The sequence below is a fragment of the Pantoea sp. OXWO6B1 genome (assembly GCF_001641135.1).
In the GTDB taxonomy this organism is placed as follows: Bacteria; Pseudomonadota; Gammaproteobacteria; order Enterobacterales; family Enterobacteriaceae; genus Pantoea; species Pantoea allii.
In genome coordinates this window covers 840499-858670 of sequence record NZ_LWLR01000001.1, presented here as the reverse complement: position 1 = coordinate 858670, position 18172 = coordinate 840499, and the positions used below count along the sequence as shown (strand labels likewise).

The following is an 18172-nucleotide window of genomic DNA, read 5'->3' as shown; positions in this document are numbered from 1 at the left end:
TCATTTCGCTGGCGGCAGTGTAACGCAAAAGCGCCATACAAACAGTGTTAAAGCGCGCTTTGCCAGCGCAGAAATGCGGGGCGTTGGGATGCCACAGCATCCGCCCAGCGGGTAGGTTCCGGTAAACGGTATCCCTGTGTACACTTTTCGACCCACTGCAGGGCGCTGTCCAGACTGACGCGGTGCCCGGTGGCCACAAACAGCGGATTACAGCGCGCCTTGCTGCGCCATACCCAGCCAATTTGCTCACCTTTGTCCACTAACGGCTGGCGACTGCCGGGGGTTTCATCCAACGGCTCACAGCGCCCGCACAGGCGTTTTTTCGCGACGCCGATAGTGGGGACATCGACCATCAACCCAAAATGCGAAGCCACACCGAGCCGGCGCGGATGTGAAATACCATGACCATCGACAAATAACAGGTCGGGCTTCTGCTCCAGCATGTTCCATGCCGCCAACAGAGCCGGATACTCACGGAAAGAGAGGAAACCGGGAATGTAAGGCATGGTGGTGTCAATGCGCGCGATGCGATGCTCCACCAGCTTCAGGGACGGGTATTCAAGAATGACCAGCGCAGCACGCGTGACTGCACCTTCCTGCTCAAAACCGACGTCTGCGCCACCGATAAAGCGTGGCGGCAGTACGTCAAAGTCATCCTGCCGCACGACCTCTACGGCACGCTGTAATTGCTCCGCGCGGAGTGCAGCGATATCCATTAAGACTCCTGATGATACGGGCGTGAGAGCCGGTGCACCGCCTCAACAAATACACCTGCGTGCTCTGGCGGCACATCCTGATGGATGCCGTGCCCAAGATTGAAGACGTGGCCTTCGCCCTTGCCGAACCCGTCCAGGATCGTAGCGACTTCCTGCTCAATTCGCGCGGGCGGTGCGTAGAGCATGGATGGGTCCATGTTGCCCTGCAAAGCGACTTTGTGGCCTACGCGACGACGGGCTTCGCTGATATCGATTGTCCAGTCCAGACCAAGTGCGTCACAGCCAGTCTCGGCAATCGCTTCCAGCCACTGCCCGCCATTTTTGGTAAACAAGGTGATCGGCACGCGACGGCCTTCGTTTTCATGTAGCACGCTGTCGACAATTTTATGCATGTAGTAAAGCGAGAACTCACGATAGTCGTTCCCGGTTAACACGCCGCCCCAGGTATCAAATACCATCACCGACTGCGCACCGGCGCGAATCTGGGCATTGAGATAGAGAATGACGCTGTCAGCCAGCTTATCCAGCATGGCGTGCAGCGTGGCCGGCTCGGCGTACATCATTTTTTTAATTTTGGTGAAGGCTTTGCTACTTCCCCCTTCAACCATGTAGGTAGCCAGTGTCCACGGGCTACCTGAGAAGCCAATTAAAGGCACCTCGCCATTGAGGTTTTTACGGATGGTGCGCACCGCGTTCATCACGTAACCCAGTTCCTGCTCAGGATCGGGCACGGGAAGGCGATCGACATCGGCACGGCACGTTACTGGATTAGAGAAACACGGGCCTTCACCCGTTTCGAAGTACAGCCCTAACCCCATGGCATCAGGAATGGTGAGAATATCACTGAAGAGGATTGCCGCATCCAGCTTGAAGCGACGCAGGGGTTGGAGGGTGACTTCGCAGGCCAGTTCGGCATTCTTGCATAGCGACATAAAATCACCCGCCTGGGCGCGCGTCGCTTTATATTCCGGCAAATAACGCCCGGCTTGACGCATCATCCATACGGGGGTGACATCTACAGGCTGGCGTAACAGGGCGCGCAAATAACGGTCGTTCTTCAGTTCACTCATGTCAGGACTCTCTCGGTATCAAGCGAGTAGTGTAGCACTCTCACGCCTCAGCGCGGCAGAGGGCCACGGTATCTTCAATTAATCGACGGGCAACGGTACCGGGCGGAGGAAGTAACGGCAGCGCATCAAAGCGGAACCATCCGGCATCCAGCAACTCTTTACCGTCATGCTGTAACTCACCGCCATCATATTCCGCCATAAAGGCCATCATCAGGGATTGCGGAAAGGGCCAGGGTTGCGATGTTACATAGCGAACATTCCTGACACGCACATTGCTTTCTTCCATCACCTCACGCGCGACAGCCTGTTCAATGGTTTCACCGACCTCAACAAACCCGGCCAGCACAGTGTAAATGTTATTACGATGGCGCGCATGATTAGCCAGCAGGATCTCGTCCCCCCGGCGAATCGCAACGATAATGCAGGGCGCAATTTGTGGATAGTAACGTTCACGACAGTGACTGCACAGACAGGCAAACTCACGCTTGCTGGGGTGCATCTCATGACCACAGTAGCCACACCAGCGATGAGAGCGATAAAACTCGGCCAGTTGTACACCGCGCCCCGCCAGCTGAAATAGCGCCGGATCTTCGTTAAGCAACTGCCGCAGCGACAGCATATCCTCTGAACGTGCTTCGCAAACCAGCCAGACTTTCTCACTCTGCCATTCGCCGATAACGCGTCCCTGATGGCCTGTCAGGCCAAACTGTTGCGCATTACCGTGAGGGAGATCCCCTTGCGGTAACCAAATTTTCTGTTCACTGCTGACAATCCACCATCCAGCGTCTACGCTTGAAATTTCGCATTGCATTTATTTCGTCATCCTTAGCGTCAACCCGCACGCTGAAGTCCCGATGTTAAGTGTGTAGATGAACAACTATACCCAAATAATTCTGGTTGCAAGACGACAGCACGCTTATTTATCCCCGACTGGCTCGTGGAGAACAAGCGCAATTGACGCATCGCTAATCTGAAATATGAAGGTGCATAACTCATACGGAGTTAACTATGCTCAACCAGTTAGACGTTCTGACCAAACGCGTAGGTGGCAGTAATGAACTGGTAGATTCATGGCTGGCCGCTCGCCGCCAGCTATTGGTTTCTTATTATCATTTGGTCGGTATTAAGCCAAAGAAAGAGGCACTGACTCGTCTGGATGAACAGGCGCTTGATAATTTTTGCCATAATCTGGTCGATTACCTGTCATCAGGCCACTTTAGTCTTTACCAACGCCTGATCGGTGAAATGGACGGCACCAGCCCGTTGCTGGCCGCCACGCAGATTTATCCCTCGCTGGAAGCCAACACCGAAAAACTGATGCAATTGTATGACGGGCATCTTCAGCAGGCGATTGATGACGATAACTATGTCACCTTTCAGAATGCCCTGTCAGAGGTGGGTGAAGCCCTTGAAGGACGCTTTACCCTTGAGGACAAGTTAATTCAGATGGCATGGGATAACCACCTTACCCCGCCCGTGGCTAACGACAGCGAAATTGCCCGCCCTGCCTAAAACCTCATCGATTGTAAAAGACTTGTGATTAGTAAAAAGCCCCCTTATGCTGAGTGGGCTTTAAACGTAATGCCTAATGTAGTCGGTGTTTTACGGTTGAAACGTTACCTACACGTCCTGCTCTCGTTATCGGTTATTTACAGGTAAGGCAGCGCAGGCGTCGTCGCGTAAAGCGTTAAAACCACATCTTGTCGGAGTGCCCTCTGGGCTGAGACCGTTAATTCGGGATCCGCGGAACCTGATCAGGTTAGAACCTGCGAAGGGAACAAGAGTAAATTTATACGGTACGCCACCGGATGGTGCCAGCAGTGCCGTTACTCCTTCCGAACTCCGGACAAGCAACCTTCCCACTTACTGGAATATTGCTATGTCTACTGCTAAAACGACCCGTCGCGAACAACGTGTTCAGGCACAGGAATTTATTGATTCTCTTCAGGGCGGCAGCGCCTTTCCCAACTCAAAACGTATCTGGCTCACCGGCAGTCGCGACGATATTCGTGTCCCGATGCGGGAAATTCAACTCAGCCCTACCCTGATCAGCGGCAGTAAAGACGCGCCTGTTTATGAGGAGAATGAGCCCGTACCGATTTATGATACGGCGGGCGCCTATGGCGATCCGGCAGCACAAATCGATGTTCATCGCGGGCTGGATAAACTGCGCGCGCGCTGGATTGAAGAACGTAATGACAGCGAGAATCTGATGCAAATCAGCTCAGCCTACACGCAGCAGCGGCTGGCCGATGACGGGCTGGATCATCTCCGTTTTGAACACCTGCCAACGCCGCGTCGCGCTAAAGCCGGCCGCTGCGTGACCCAGTTGCACTATGCACGCCAGGGCATTATCACGCCGGAGATGGAATTTATCGCGCTGCGGGAAAATATGGGCCGGGAACGCATCCGTGGTGAAGTGCTGTTACAACAGCATCCGGGGCACAGCTTTGGCGCGCATTTGCCGGAAAATATTACACCTGAGTTTGTGCGTCAGGAAGTGGCAGCCGGACGCGCCATCATCCCGGCGAATATCAATCATCCTGAATCCGAACCCATGATCATTGGGCGCAACTTTCTGGTGAAGGTAAATGCGAATATTGGCAACTCCGCCGTGACCTCCTCCATTGAAGAAGAGGTGGAAAAGCTGGTGTGGTCAACCCGTTGGGGCGCGGATACCGTTATGGACCTCTCTACAGGGCGCTACATCCATGAAACCCGCGAATGGATTTTGCGTAACAGCCCGGTGCCGATCGGTACAGTCCCGATTTATCAGGCGCTTGAGAAAGTTAACGGTGTAGCAGAAGACCTGAACTGGGACATCTTCCGCGATACCTTGCTGGAACAGGCTGAACAGGGCGTGGATTATTTTACTATCCATGCTGGCGTGCTGTTGCGCTATGTCCCCATGACCGCGAAACGCCTGACCGGCATCGTCTCTCGTGGTGGGTCCATTATGGCGAAGTGGTGCCTGTCGCATCACAAAGAGAGCTTTCTCTATGAGCACTTCCGCGACATCTGTGAAATTTGTGCTGCTTATGATATTTCGCTGTCGCTGGGAGACGGTCTGCGTCCAGGATCAATTCAGGATGCCAATGACGACGCGCAGTTTGCAGAACTGCACACCTTGGGTGAGCTGACAAAAATCGCCTGGGAATACGATGTACAGGTCATGATTGAAGGCCCCGGTCATATTCCCATGCAAATGATCCGTCGCAACATGACTGAACAGCTGGAACACTGCCATGAAGCACCGTTTTACACCCTGGGTCCACTGACCACCGATATTGCTCCGGGTTACGATCATTTTACCTCTGGCATTGGTGCGGCAATGATTGGCTGGTTCGGTTGCGCCATGCTCTGCTATGTCACGCCGAAAGAGCACCTGGGTCTGCCGAATAAAGACGATGTGAAACAGGGTTTGATTACCTACAAGATCGCCGCGCACGCCGCCGATCTGGCAAAAGGCCATCCGGGGGCGCAGATCCGCGACAACGCCATGTCGAAAGCGCGTTTTGAGTTTCGCTGGGAAGACCAGTTTAATCTTGCACTGGACCCCCATACGGCACGCGCTTACCACGACGAAACCCTGCCGCAGGAATCAGGCAAGGTTGCGCACTTCTGTTCCATGTGTGGCCCCAAATTTTGCTCAATGAAAATTACCCAGGAAGTACGCGACTATGCCGCGAAGCAGGAAGCAGAAGCCCAGGCGATTGAAGTGGGGATGGCAAAGATGTCAGATAATTTTCGTGAGCGCGGCGGTGAGCTCTATCATCCCGCAACCGCCCTTAAGGAGGAATAAATGGACGCCTTTCCCGCCACCGCACCACGCTTAGGGCTGTATCCGGTTGTCGACAGCTTTGAATGGATTGAACGTCTGTTAGACGCCGGTGTGCGAACCCTTCAGCTTCGGATCAAGGATCAGCCCGATGAGGTGGTTGAACCCTTTATTATTCGGGCTATCGCCGCAGGTAAGCGCTATCAGGCACGTCTGTTTATCAATGATTACTGGCAGTTGGCGATTAAACATCAGGCTTATGGCGTTCATCTGGGCCAGGAGGATTTAGACGTCGCGAATCTTCAGCAGATTTTGCACGCTGGCTTGCGACTGGGGCTGTCAACCCATGACGATGCGGAGCTGGATCGGGCGCTGGCGCTGCGCCCTTCTTACATTGCACTGGGGCACATCTTCCCCACGCAGACGAAAGTGATGCCTTCTTCTCCGCAAGGGCTGGTTGAACTTAAACGCCATTTGGGTCGGCTGGCGGGCATCTCTACTGCCGCGATCGGTGGCATCAGCATTGCCCGTGCGCCTGAGGTCTTAGCCACCGGCGTCGGCAGCATTGCGGTGGTGAGCGCGATTACCCAGGCAGAAGACTGGCAGGAAGCCACGCGTATTCTGCTGCAGCTTGCCGAGCCTGAAACCGCGCATTAACTGGCGTTATCGCGCAAAAATACGCGCAGTCAGTGCAATCGGTAGATAAAAACTGGAAAGCCGCGCACGGCAATTCATCTTGCTGCTGGCGCGGTTTTTTAATGCCCTTTAAAGTCACAGGCGTCCAGCAGGGATTGCCGGACCAGGGCCAGCCTCCTCCTCTTTCTGGCCCTGCTTCTCAACTGCAGGTTCAGAGAGATAAGGGACTGACTCCATCAATTTATCATGGGTGCAGGCTATGATTGCCTGCTCCACGGCCTTGCCGGTTATCGCCAGTGCCCGTTCGATGGTATCACTGGCGGGCAGCGCGTAATTCAGACGCAGGCAGTTACGATATTTGCCCGAGGCGGAAAACAGCGAGCCGACAGCAATCTGAATACCCGACTGGCGCAGCGTGTTATTAAGCTGCACCGCATCAAAGGCTTCTGGCAGTTCAATCCACATCAGAAAACCGCCCTGAGGCCGCGTAACGCAGATCCCACAAGGAAAATAGTGCCTGACCCAGCAAATAAAGGTTTCGTAGTTGTGCTGATAAACCTGACGCATCCGCCGTAAATGGGTCTGGTAGTGCCCCTGACGAATAAACTCTGCTACCGCATGCTGCGGCTGGGTCGCGGTGGAGCCGGTGCCGATATATTTCATATGCAGTACCCGATCGCGGTAGCGTCCCGGCGCAACCCAACCGACGCGTAAACCCGGTGCCAGCGTTTTGGAAAATGAACTGCACAGCAACACGCGCCCATCTTCATCCAAAGATTTAATGGATGACGGTCGTGGGTATTCCCAGGCCAGTTCACCATACACATCGTCTTCAATAATCGCTGCGTCAAAACGTTGCGCCAGGGTCAGCAAGGCGCGCTTGCGCTTCTCGGGCATAATAAAGCCAAGCGGGTTATTACAGTTTGGCACCACTACGACAGCTTTAATTGGCCACTGATCAAACGCCAGCTCCAGCGCCTCAAGACTGATGCCCGTCACCGAATCCGTGGGGATCTCAATGGCGCGAATGCCAAAACCACGCAGCGTCTGCATAATGCCATGAAAGGATGGTGATTCCACGGCGATGATATCGCCCGGCTGGCAGACAGCACGAACGGACACGGACAGTGCTTCATGGCAGCCGGTTGTTATCACAATGTCTTCAAGGGTAAGCTGGCAACCGCTGTCAATCATCAGTCGGGCGATCTGCTCCCGCAGGCAGGCTACACCATACAGATTATCGTAATTCAGCAGGTGACTTTCCTGCTTCTGAGCCTGTCGGCTAAAGGCTTTCCAGAGGGGTTTCAGGGTGGATTGTGTTAAATCCGGCATGCCGCTGCCCAACTGCAATATATCGTCTTCCAGCCGGCTGTTAAGCAGTTCAAATACCGCATCCCACTGGGTTATTTCTACGGGTCGTTGCACCGGTCGGGTCAGTGCCGGGATGGGCGGCATCGCCTTATGGGGCGCAACAAAGTAGCCTGAACGCGACTGTGGAACGATTAACTGTTTCTGCTCCAGCAAATAATACGCCTGCTGCACCGTGCTGATACTGACGCCGTGCTCAGCACTCAGACTCCGCACTGAAGGTAAACGTTCGCCGCTCCGATACAGCCCCTGCTCAATGCGCTTTTCCAGCAGCATGGCCAAATGTTGATATCGCGTCATTGTATGCCCTGTGAAAATTGACCGCCCCGTAAAGCAGTACAGATAGAGATTATTTCTACCATTCAGTTCGCCTGCAGCGCAATCTGTATGTTAAATATTTGCTTATCGTGCATCTGTATTGAAAATACGCTCTGCGTGAAAATGTTTCTCAGATAAACAACTGAGGGCAGGATCATGGAATATGAAGAAAACCGCGCGGCCAGGCCATTTACGATAAGACCGTTTCGTTTCTTACGCCTTATCTGGAGCAGCATCAGACGTTGGCAATGTCAGCGTGAAACCCGGGCTATTTTATCCCGGCTCAGCGACTGTCAATTAAAAGACATTGGACTAGACCGAAACGATATCCGCTGAAGATTTTAAGATAAAAAAAACCCTGCCTGAGCAGGGTTTTTTATCGGGCGTTTGACGATTACTCGTCGTTTTTACCGCCCAGACCAGCGTTCAGCAATTCAGCCAGGCTTGCAGAGGCTTCATCCGCAGTAACCTGCGGTGCTACCGGTACTTCGCCTGCCGCTTTGCGGCGCATACGATCCTGATGGTAAGCATAACCCGTACCGGCTGGGATCAGACGTCCCACGATAACGTTCTCTTTCAGACCGCGCAGTTCGTCGCGCTTGCCTGCCACTGCCGCTTCGGTCAGGACACGCGTGGTTTCCTGGAACGATGCAGCAGAGATGAACGATTCGGTTGCCAGTGACGCTTTGGTAATACCCAGCAGATCACGCATGAAGGTTGCGCCAACTTTTCCGTTCGCTTCAAGTTCACGGTTAGAGATCTTGATACGAGAGAATTCAGCCTGCTCACCTTCCAGGAACTCGGTACTGCCCGCGCTCATGATGGTCGCTTTACGCAGCATCTGACGAACGATAACTTCGATGTGCTTATCGTTAATCTTAACGCCTTGCAGACGGTAAACTTCCTGCACTTCGTTAGTGATGTAACGGGTAACCGCATGCACGCCACGCAAGCGCAGGATGTCATGTGGTGACTCTGGGCCATCGGAAACTACGTCACCGCGCTCAACACGTTCACCTTCGAACACGTTCAGCTGACGCCATTTCGGAATCATCTCTTCGTACGGATCGCTACCATCCAGCGGAGTAATGACCAGACGACGCTTGCCTTTCGTCTCTTTACCGAAGGAGATGATGCCGCTGATCTCCGCCAGAATAGCTGGCTCTTTCGGACGACGCGCTTCGAACAGGTCAGCAACGCGTGGCAGACCACCGGTAATATCCTTGGTACCGCCAGATTCCTGCGGAACACGCGCCAGGGTATCACCCGAGCTAATCTTCACGCCATCTTCTAACTGTACAATCGCTTTACCTGGCAGGAAGTACTGAGCTGGCATATCGGTACCAGGGATCAGGACATCGTTGCCGTTAGCATCAACGATTTTCAGGGCTGGACGCAGGTCTTTACCACCCGCGGTACGCTCGGCAGAATCCAGCACCACCAGCGATGACAGACCGGTAAGGTCGTCAGTCTGACGGGTAATGGTCTGACCGTCGATCATATCCGTGAAGCGAATGAAACCGCCCACTTCAGTGATAACCGGCATGGTATGCGGGTCCCAGTTTGCAACGGTTTCGCCCGCTGCAACCTGCTCACCATCACCTTTCGCCATGGCAGCACCGTAAGGAACTTTATAGCTCTCTTTCGTACGGCCAAATTCGTCGATCATTTTCAGTTCAACGTTACGCGAGGTGATAACCAGCTTGCCTGCCGAGTTGGTTACCGACTTGGCATTGGTCAGCTTGATCGTACCTTTGTTCTTCACCTGAATGCTGGATTCAGCAGCCGCACGTGATGCCGCACCACCGATGTGGAACGTACGCATCGTCAGCTGTGTACCCGGCTCACCGATAGACTGTGCCGCGATAACACCGATTGCTTCACCTTTGTTGATGATGTGACCACGTGCCAGGTCGCGACCATAGCAATGTGCACACACACCAAAATCGGTTTCACAACCTACAACCGAACGTACCTTCACGCTGTCTACTGAGTTCAGTTCCAACACGTCACACCAGTGCTCATCAAGCAGCGTGTTACGTGGAACCAGAATGTCAGCAGTACCCGGCTTCAGGACGTCTTCTGCCGTCACACGACCCAGAACACGCTCACGCAGTGGCTCTTTTACGTCGCCACCTTCGATGACTGGCGTCATCATGATGCCTTCGTGCGTGCCACAGTCGTCTTCGGTGACAACCAGATCCTGCGCAACGTCAACCAGACGACGCGTCAGATAACCGGAGTTAGCCGTTTTCAGTGCGGTATCCGCCAGACCTTTACGTGCACCGTGCGTCGAGATGAAGTACTGGAGTACGTTCAGACCTTCGCGGAAGTTCGCGGTAATTGGCGTCTCGATGATTGAGCCATCTGGCTTAGCCATCAGACCACGCATACCGGCCAGCTGACGAATCTGTGCAGCAGAACCACGCGCACCGGAGTCAGCCATCATAAAGATACTGTTGAAGGAAACCTGACGCTCTTCCACGCCATCGCGGTTGATCACGAGTTCGGTAGAGAGGTTTTCCATCATCGCTTTAGCAACGCGTTCGTTGGCCGCAGCCCAGATATCGATCACTTTGTTATAGCGTTCACCCGCGGTCACCAGACCAGACTGGAACTGTTCCTGGATTTCAGCCACTTCTGCTTCCGCTTCGGTGATGATTTCCACTTTCTTCTCTGGGATAACCATGTCGTCGATACCCACAGACGCACCTGAACGTGCCGCATAGGCAAAGCCGGTGTACATGGTCTGGTCAGCAAAGATAACCGTTGGTTTCAGTCCCAGGATGCGGTAACAGGTGTTCAGCATCTTGGAGATCGCTTTCTTGCCCAGCGCCTGGTTGACGATGGAGAAAGGCAGACCTTTTGGCACGATCATCCACAGGATGGCGCGACCAATAGTTGTGTCGATGATGCTGGTTTTAGAAACCCACTCATCCTGCTCGTTTTTCTCGTGCTCAGTGATACGCACTTTAACGCGAGCGTGCAGCGAAGCGAGGCCAGCGCGGTAAACGCGTTCAGCTTCTTTCGGACCAGTCAGCACCATGCCTTCGCCTTTGGCGTTAACACAGTCGCGGGTCATGTAATACAGACCCAGTACAACGTCCTGTGAAGGAACGATGATTGGCTCGCCGTTCGCAGGTGACAGGATGTTGTTGGTCGACATCATCAGCGCACGCGCTTCCAGCTGGGCTTCCAGCGTCAGCGGTACGTGAACAGCCATCTGGTCACCATCGAAGTCGGCGTTATAAGCCGCACAAACCAGCGGGTGCAGCTGGATAGCTTTACCTTCGATCAGGACGGGCTCAAATGCCTGGATACCCAAACGGTGCAGGGTTGGTGCACGGTTCAGCAGTACCGGGTGTTCGCGGATCACTTCGTCCAGGATATCCCAAACGACAGCTTCTTCACGCTCAACCATCTTCTTAGCGGCTTTGATGGTGGTGGCCAGGCCACGCAGTTCCAACTTGCCGTAGATGAACGGTTTGAACAGCTCCAGTGCCATTTTCTTCGGCAGACCGCACTGATGCAGACGCAGGTAAGGACCTACGGTGATAACAGAACGACCAGAGTAGTCAACACGCTTACCGAGCAGGTTCTGACGGAAACGACCCTGCTTACCTTTGATCATGTCAGCCAAAGATTTCAGAGGACGCTTGTTAGAACCCGTGATCGCACGACCGCGACGACCGTTATCCAGCAGGGCATCTACCGCTTCCTGCAGCATACGTTTTTCGTTGCGCACGATGATATCTGGCGCGGCCAGATCCAGCAGGCGTTTCAGACGGTTGTTACGGTTGATCACGCGGCGATACAGATCGTTCAGATCTGATGTCGCAAAGCGGCCGCCGTCCAGCGGTACCAGCGGACGCAGATCCGGTGGCAGGACTGGCAGCACGGTCAGGATCATCCACTCTGGCTTGTTACCAGACTGAACGAACGCTTCCAGCAGCTTAATACGCTTGGTCAGCTTTTTGCGTTTGGTCTCGGAGTTCGTTTCGTTCAGCTCTTCGCGCAGCTGTTCGCACTCTTGCTCCAGATCCATATTTTTCAGCAGTGCCTGAATCGCTTCTGCACCCATCTTCGCGTCAAATTCGTCACCGAATTCTTCCAGCGCATCCAGGTACTGCTCTTCAGTCAGAATCTGACGCTTCTCAAGGTTGGTCATGCCACCTTCGATAACGACATAAGATTCAAAATACAGCACGCGTTCGATGTCACGCAGTGGCATATCCAGCAGCAGGCCGATACGCGAAGGCAGTGACTTCAGGAACCAGATGTGTGCGGTAGGTGAAGCCAGCTCAATGTGGCCCATGCGCTCACGACGCACTTTAGTCTGGGTCACTTCAACGCCGCACTTCTCGCAGATCACACCACGGTGTTTCAGACGCTTGTACTTACCGCACAGGCATTCGTAATCTTTTACCGGCCCAAAGATACGGGCACAGAACAGACCATCGCGCTCTGGCTTGAAGGTACGATAGTTAATGGTTTCCGGCTTTTTCACTTCACCGAAAGACCAGGAACGGATCATGTCTGGCGATGCCAGCGCAATTTTGATCGCATCAAACTCTTCGGTTTTAGTTTGCGCTTTCAGAAACTTAAGTAAGTCTTTCACGGATTTGCTCCCGTCGGAGTGAGACTCAGGGGCGTCCAACCGAAATTGAACGCCCCATAACCAGTACAAATGCGAGCGCGTTAACCCTGCGCTTCCAGGCCAGGCCTGTTACTGAGGGTTACTCGTCTTCCAGCTCGATGTTGATACCCAGCGAACGAATCTCTTTCAACAGTACGTTGAACGATTCAGGCATGCCAGGTTCCATCTGATGGTTGCCATCCACGATGTTCTTATACATCTTGGTACGGCCATTAACGTCATCAGACTTAACGGTAAGCATTTCCTGGAGGGTATACGCAGCACCGTAAGCTTCCAGCGCCCATACTTCCATCTCACCGAAGCGCTGACCACCGAACTGTGCCTTACCACCCAGCGGCTGCTGAGTAACGAGGCTATAGGAACCGGTAGAACGTGCGTGCATCTTGTCATCAACCAGGTGGTTGAGTTTCAGCATGTACATATAACCCACGGTTACCTGACGTTCGAACTGCTCGCCCGTACGGCCATCAAACAGGGTAATCTGACCGGAAGAAGGCAGACCGCCAAGCTCTAACAGCTCTTTGATTTCGCTCTCTTTCGCACCATCAAACACCGGCGTGGCAATTGGCATACCTTTTTTCAGGTTCTCAGCCAGGCGCAGGACTTCGTCATCAGTAAAGGTATTCAGGTCAACTTTCTGACGCACATCAGTGCCCAGATCGTAAGCACGCTGGATGAATTCGCGCAGTTTGGCGACTTCTTCCTGCTTCTTCAGCATCGCGTTGATTTTCTCGCCGATACCTTTCGCTGCCATCCCCAGGTGAGTCTCAAGGATCTGACCGATGTTCATACGCGATGGTACGCCCAGCGGGTTCAGTACGATATCGACCGGCGTACCGTTCTCATCGTAAGGCATGTCTTCGATTGGGTTGATCTTAGAGATAACACCTTTGTTACCGTGACGACCCGCCATTTTATCACCAGGCTGGATCTGACGTTTAACGGCCAGATAAACCTTAACGATTTTCAGCACGCCAGGTGCCAGATCATCGCCTTGTGTGATTTTACGACGCTTGCCTTCGAGTTTTTTCTCAAACTCGTGCTTCAGTTCGTCGTACTGCTCGGCCAGCTGTTCCAGCTGGTTTTGCTTGGCTTCGTCAGTCAGACCCAGTTCCAGCCAACGCTCACGCGGCAGCTTGTCCAGTTTGTCTGCTTCAACGCCACCCGAAATCAGAACAGACTGGATACGGCTAAACAGGCCCGCTTCCAGGATCTGCAGCTCTTCAGACAGGTCTTTCTTAGCCTGCTTCAGCTGCATCTCTTCGATTTCCAGCGCACGTTTGTCTTTTTCCACGCCATCGCGGGTGAAGACCTGAACGTCGATAACCGTACCGGAAACACCGTTAGGTACACGCAGAGAAGAATCTTTAACGTCAGACGCTTTTTCACCGAAGATCGCACGCAACAGTTTTTCTTCTGGTGTCAGCTGGGTTTCGCCTTTCGGCGTCACTTTGCCCACCAGAATGTCACCGCCGGTCACTTCAGCACCGATGTAAACAATACCGGACTCATCCAGTTTAGAGAGTGCAGCTTCGCCCACGTTCGGGATATCAGCGGTAATCTCTTCTGGCCCCAGCTTGGTGTCACGAGACACACATGCCAGTTCCTGAATGTGGATGGTAGTGAAGCGATCTTCCTGAACCACGCGTTCGGAGACTAAGATGGAGTCTTCGAAGTTGTAACCATTCCACGGCATGAACGCGACGCGCATGTTCTGACCGAGCGCCAGCTCACCGAGATCGGTGGATGGGCCGTCAGCCAGCACATCACCACGTTCAACTGGCTCACCCAGAGATACACATGGCATCTGGTTGATACAGGTGTTCTGGTTAGAACGGGTGTATTTGGTCAGGTTGTAGATGTCGATACCCGCTTCGCCCGGATACATTTCGTCTTCGTTTACTTTGATAACGATACGAGATGCATCAACGTACTGAACGGTACCGCCACGTTTCGCAACCGCGGTAACACCTGAGTCAACGGCTACAGCACGCTCCATACCGGTACCTACCAGCGGCTTATCAGCACGCAGAGTAGGAACGGCCTGACGTTGCATGTTCGCACCCATCAGGGCGCGGTTGGCGTCATCGTGTTCCAGGAACGGGATCAGTGACGCACCGACAGAAACCACCTGCTGGGTGGAAACGTCCATGTAGTCAACCTGATCGCGGCTGAACAGACTTGATTCGCCTTTGCTACGGCAGGTGACCAGGTCATCAACGAACGCACCTTCTTCTGACAGATTGGTGTTCGCCTGAGCGATAACGTAGTTACCTTCTTCGATTGCAGAAAGGTAATGAATTTCATCGGAAACCACACCGTCAATAACGCGACGATAAGGCGTTTCCAGGAAACCGTACTCGTTCGTCTGCGCGTACACAGACAAGGAGTTGATCAGACCGATGTTCGGACCTTCAGGGGTTTCGATTGGGCAGACACGACCGTAGTGCGTTGGGTGTACGTCACGCACTTCGAAGCCGGCACGCTCACGGGTTAAACCACCCGGGCCGAGAGCAGAGATACGACGCTTGTGCGTAATCTCTGACAACGGGTTGTTCTGATCCATAAACTGAGACAGCTGGCTGGAACCAAAGAACTCTTTCACCGCCGCCGAAATTGGCTTGGCGTTGATCATGTCCTGTGGCATCAGCGTATCGAGATCGCCCAGAGAAAGACGCTCTTTCACTGCACGCTCAACACGTACCAGACCGACACGGAACTGGTTCTCAGCCATTTCACCGACTGAACGAATACGACGGTTACCGAGGTGGTCGATATCGTCCACTTCGCCTTTACCGTTACGGATGTCGATCAGTTTTTTCATCACTTCAATGATGTCTTCTTTGCTCAGGATACCTGAACCTTCGATTTCATCACGCAGCAACGAACGGTTAAACTTCATGCGGCCGACTGCAGAAAGATCGTAACGATCTTCAGAGAAGAACAGGTTCTCAAACAGGTTCTCTGCAGCTTCACGCGTTGGCGGCTCACCAGGACGCATCATGCGGTAGATCTCAACCAGCGCGCTCAGGCGGTCATTGGTTGGGTCAACGCGCAGCGTCTCGGAGATGTAAGGGCCGTGATCCAGATCGTTGGTGAACAGCGTTTCAATGCGCTTGTGACCAGACTGGCTCAGCTTCGCCAGCAGATCCAGCGACAGTTCCATATTCGCCGCGACGATCAGCTCACCGGTGTTCTCATCGATGTAGTCTTTAGCAACCACTTTGCCCGCGATGTATTCAACAGGCACTTCGATGTGTTGGATAGCGTCTTTTTCCAGCTGACGAATATGACGCGCAGTGATGCGACGCCCTTTCTCAACGTAGACCGTGCCATTCGATTCAATATCGAAAGTCGCGGTTTCACCGCGCAGGCGCTCTGGCACCAGTTCCATCTGCAGCTTGTTGTCACGGATTTCGTACACCACTTTCTCGAAGAAGACGTCGAGGATTTGAGCAGTGGTGTAATGCAGTGCGCGCAGAATGATACTGGCCGGCAGCTTACGACGACGGTCAATACGGACGAAGAGGTTGTCTTTCGGGTCAAACTCGAAGTCGAGCCATGAACCACGGTAAGGGATGATACGTGCGTTATACAGCACTTTACCCGATGAGTGGGTTTTACCCTTATCGCTGTCAAAGAACACGCCAGGACTACGATGCAGCTGAGAAACGATAACACGTTCAGTACCGTTGATAACAAAGGTACCGTTGTCAGTCATGAGCGGAATTTCACCCATGTAGACTTCTTGTTCTTTAATGTCTTTTACAGTGCCTTCTGGCGCTTCGCGCTCATAGATCACCAGACGCAGTTTCACGCGCAGCGGTGCCGAGTAGGTCACGCCACGGATCTGACACTCTTTCACGTCAAAGACAGGTTCACCTAAGCGATAGCTGACATACTGCAACTCAGAATTGCCGCTGTAGCTCGCGATAGGGAATACAGAGCGGAATGCAGCTTCCAGTCCGTACTGACCTTCTGGATCTTGCTCGATAAACTTCTGAAACGAATCAAGCTGGATGGAAAGGAGATAAGGTATGTCCAAAACTTGTGGACGTTTACCAAAATCCTTACGAATACGTTTTTTCTCGGTATAGGAGTAAACCATAGGGTTCCTCAGCTAGCTGACAAGTCGACCCACGCTGTCCGTCCTGACAGGACAGTTCATGCAACACGATTTTGTTTGATTCACCTACTGCTTTGCAGTGTGTGCAATACCTCTTTCTATCACGCTTAAATCATTTCATTGCTTCAGCGTGGGCAGGGAACCCGCACGGGAAAGCAGTATATTAAGTCGTCGATAGAGAAAGATATTGAAGAGCAACAATGGACAAACAGTGTGAAACCCCATTGAGGCCCTGGAGCGCAAAAAGGCTGGTGACCAAAAAGCCACCAGCCATCAGTCTGAAACTACTCAGACTGCAACCCGAGGGTTGTCTTACTTAACTTCAACTTCAGCGCCAGCTTCTTTCAGAGCAGCTTCAAGTGCAGCTGCGTCATCTTTGCTGATGCCTTCTTTGATCACGCCAGTTGCTTCAACCAGATCTTTGGCTTCTTTCAGGCCCAGACCAGTTGCGGTACGTACGGCTTTGATAACTGCAACTTTGTTCGCGCCAACAGCTTTCAGAACGACGTCGAATTCAGTTTTCTCTTCAACAGCTTCAGCTGGGCCAGCAGCAACAGCTACAGCAGCAGCAGCAGAAACGCCGAATTTTTCTTCCATAGCAGAAACCAGCTCAACTACTTCCATTACGGACATAGCGGCAACGGCTTCCAGAATTTGGTCTTTAGTAATAGACATAACAATTGTTCCTAAGAATCAGAAAAAGTTTATACGTTAGCAAGTACGAAGAAAAGAGAGGCCTTAAGCCGCTTCTTTTGCATCGCGAACAGCAGCCAGAGTGCGAACCAGTTTGCCGGCAGCGGCTTCTTTCATGGTCGACATCAGACGTGCCAGTGCTTCTTCGTAGGTCGGCAGAGTTGCCAGACGGTCAATATTGGCCGCCGTGATCAGCTCACCTTCAAAGGCTGCAGCTTTGACCTCGAATTTTGCATTCGCTTTCGCGAAATCTTTGAACAGACGAGCAGCAGCGCCCGGGTGTTCCATAGAATATGCAATCAGGGTCGGACCAACAAACGTGTCTTTCAGGCACTCGAACTGAGTACCTTCAACGACGCGGCGCAGCAGGGTGTTACGAACAACACGCATGTAAACGCCAGCTTCACGACCTGCTTTACGCAGTTCGGTCATTTTATCAACGGTAACGCCACGAGAATCCGCAACAACCGCTGAAAGCGCACCTTTGGCTACTTCGCTGACTTCAGCAACAATCGCTTGTTTGTCTTGAAGATTTAATGCCATTAGCTTTAGCTCCTGGATTTGACCGGGGAAGGATTTCCCCGGAACTCACTTCACTTACTCGCCCGGAGGAAAATAAGCGCTATTACACGGTGAGCAGAATCCAGTTAAGAAAAATATCTTTTGGTTCTGTCACCGTCTACGCAGGGTATTAAGCATTACATCCGAGGATGTGCCGCTCCTGCGGTCTTGGACGGAGGCCAGGATAAGGCCTGGCTCCAACCTAAAATTTGGGTCGCGTGTCGCCACTCAAATTGCTATTGCGCCGAC

12 protein-coding genes and 1 riboswitch are annotated in these 18172 nt (G+C 53.0%); of the genes, 4 read left to right on the top strand and 8 right to left on the bottom strand.

Going from position 1 to position 18172, the window contains the following annotated elements; translation table 11 throughout:
* Positions 1 to 47 precede the first annotated feature (47 nt).
* From nfi to nudC, 3 genes are read right to left on the bottom strand one after another with little or no spacing between them, the layout of a single operon-like run.
* Positions 48 to 716 carry a deoxyribonuclease V gene (gene nfi / locus A6A26_RS06320; protein ID WP_063877950.1) on the bottom strand — a complete coding sequence of 223 codons (669 nt, stop codon included), beginning with the start codon at positions 714 to 716 and terminating at the stop codon, positions 48 to 50.
* The gene (gene hemE, locus A6A26_RS06315; protein WP_063877949.1) at positions 716 to 1786 is read right to left on the bottom strand and encodes a uroporphyrinogen decarboxylase; all 1071 of its coding nucleotides are present in this window, start codon (positions 1784 to 1786) and stop codon (positions 716 to 718) included. Before hemE ends, nfi begins: the two co-directional genes overlap by 1 nt.
* Before the next feature lie 40 nt (positions 1787 to 1826).
* Positions 1827 to 2597 (bottom strand): NAD(+) diphosphatase, encoded by a 771-nt coding sequence (gene nudC, locus A6A26_RS06310; RefSeq protein ID WP_063877948.1) that lies wholly within the window; start codon positions 2595 to 2597, stop codon positions 1827 to 1829.
* Between the two features lie 197 nt (positions 2598 to 2794).
* On the opposite strand from nudC, the gene A6A26_RS06305 reads away from it, so the two are divergent.
* The 3 genes from A6A26_RS06305 to thiE all read left to right on the top strand — a co-directional run bounded on the left by A6A26_RS06305 (position 2795) and on the right by thiE (position 6221).
* Positions 2795 to 3298 carry an Rsd/AlgQ family anti-sigma factor gene (locus A6A26_RS06305; protein WP_063877947.1) on the top strand — a complete coding sequence of 168 codons (504 nt, stop codon included), beginning with the start codon at positions 2795 to 2797 and terminating at the stop codon, positions 3296 to 3298.
* A gap of 182 nt (positions 3299 to 3480) precedes the next feature.
* A riboswitch (TPP riboswitch) is annotated at positions 3481 to 3580 on the top strand.
* An 85-nt stretch (positions 3581 to 3665) separates the two neighbouring features.
* A complete protein-coding gene (gene thiC / locus A6A26_RS06300) occupies positions 3666 to 5588 on the top strand; it encodes a phosphomethylpyrimidine synthase ThiC (protein ID WP_063877946.1) in 1923 nt (640 codons plus the stop codon).
* Entirely contained in the window at positions 5589 to 6221 is a 633-nt protein-coding gene (gene thiE, locus A6A26_RS06295; RefSeq protein ID WP_063877945.1) for a thiamine phosphate synthase, read from the top strand.
* Between the two features lie 114 nt (positions 6222 to 6335).
* Here the strand turns inward: thiE and A6A26_RS06290 are convergent, their stop codons facing one another.
* Positions 6336 to 7868, bottom strand: coding sequence for an aminotransferase-like domain-containing protein (locus A6A26_RS06290; protein WP_063877944.1), 1533 nt, complete (start codon positions 7866 to 7868; stop codon positions 6336 to 6338).
* Positions 7869 to 8042: 174 nt separating this feature from the next.
* On the opposite strand from A6A26_RS06290, the gene A6A26_RS26150 reads away from it, so the two are divergent.
* Positions 8043 to 8222 (top strand): DUF1127 domain-containing protein, encoded by a 180-nt coding sequence (locus A6A26_RS26150; RefSeq protein ID WP_074180987.1) that lies wholly within the window; start codon positions 8043 to 8045, stop codon positions 8220 to 8222.
* 58 nt (positions 8223 to 8280) lie between these two features.
* On the opposite strand, the gene rpoC is transcribed toward A6A26_RS26150, so the two are convergent.
* From rpoC to rplJ, 4 genes are all read right to left on the bottom strand, one after another.
* The gene (rpoC, locus tag A6A26_RS06280; protein ID WP_063877942.1) at positions 8281 to 12504 is read right to left on the bottom strand and encodes a DNA-directed RNA polymerase subunit beta'; all 4224 of its coding nucleotides are present in this window, start codon (positions 12502 to 12504) and stop codon (positions 8281 to 8283) included.
* Positions 12505 to 12622: 118 nt separating this feature from the next.
* A complete protein-coding gene (gene rpoB, locus A6A26_RS06275; RefSeq protein WP_063877941.1) occupies positions 12623 to 16651 on the bottom strand; it encodes a DNA-directed RNA polymerase subunit beta in 4029 nt (1342 codons plus the stop codon).
* A 330-nt stretch (positions 16652 to 16981) separates the two neighbouring features.
* On the bottom strand, positions 16982 to 17344 hold the full coding sequence (gene rplL / locus A6A26_RS06270; RefSeq protein WP_009092660.1) for a 50S ribosomal protein L7/L12: 363 nt from the start codon (positions 17342 to 17344) through the stop codon (positions 16982 to 16984).
* A 63-nt stretch (positions 17345 to 17407) separates the two neighbouring features.
* The gene (rplJ, locus tag A6A26_RS06265) at positions 17408 to 17905 is read right to left on the bottom strand and encodes a 50S ribosomal protein L10 (RefSeq protein ID WP_003848098.1); all 498 of its coding nucleotides are present in this window, start codon (positions 17903 to 17905) and stop codon (positions 17408 to 17410) included.
* Positions 17906 to 18172: the final 267 nt, after the last annotated feature.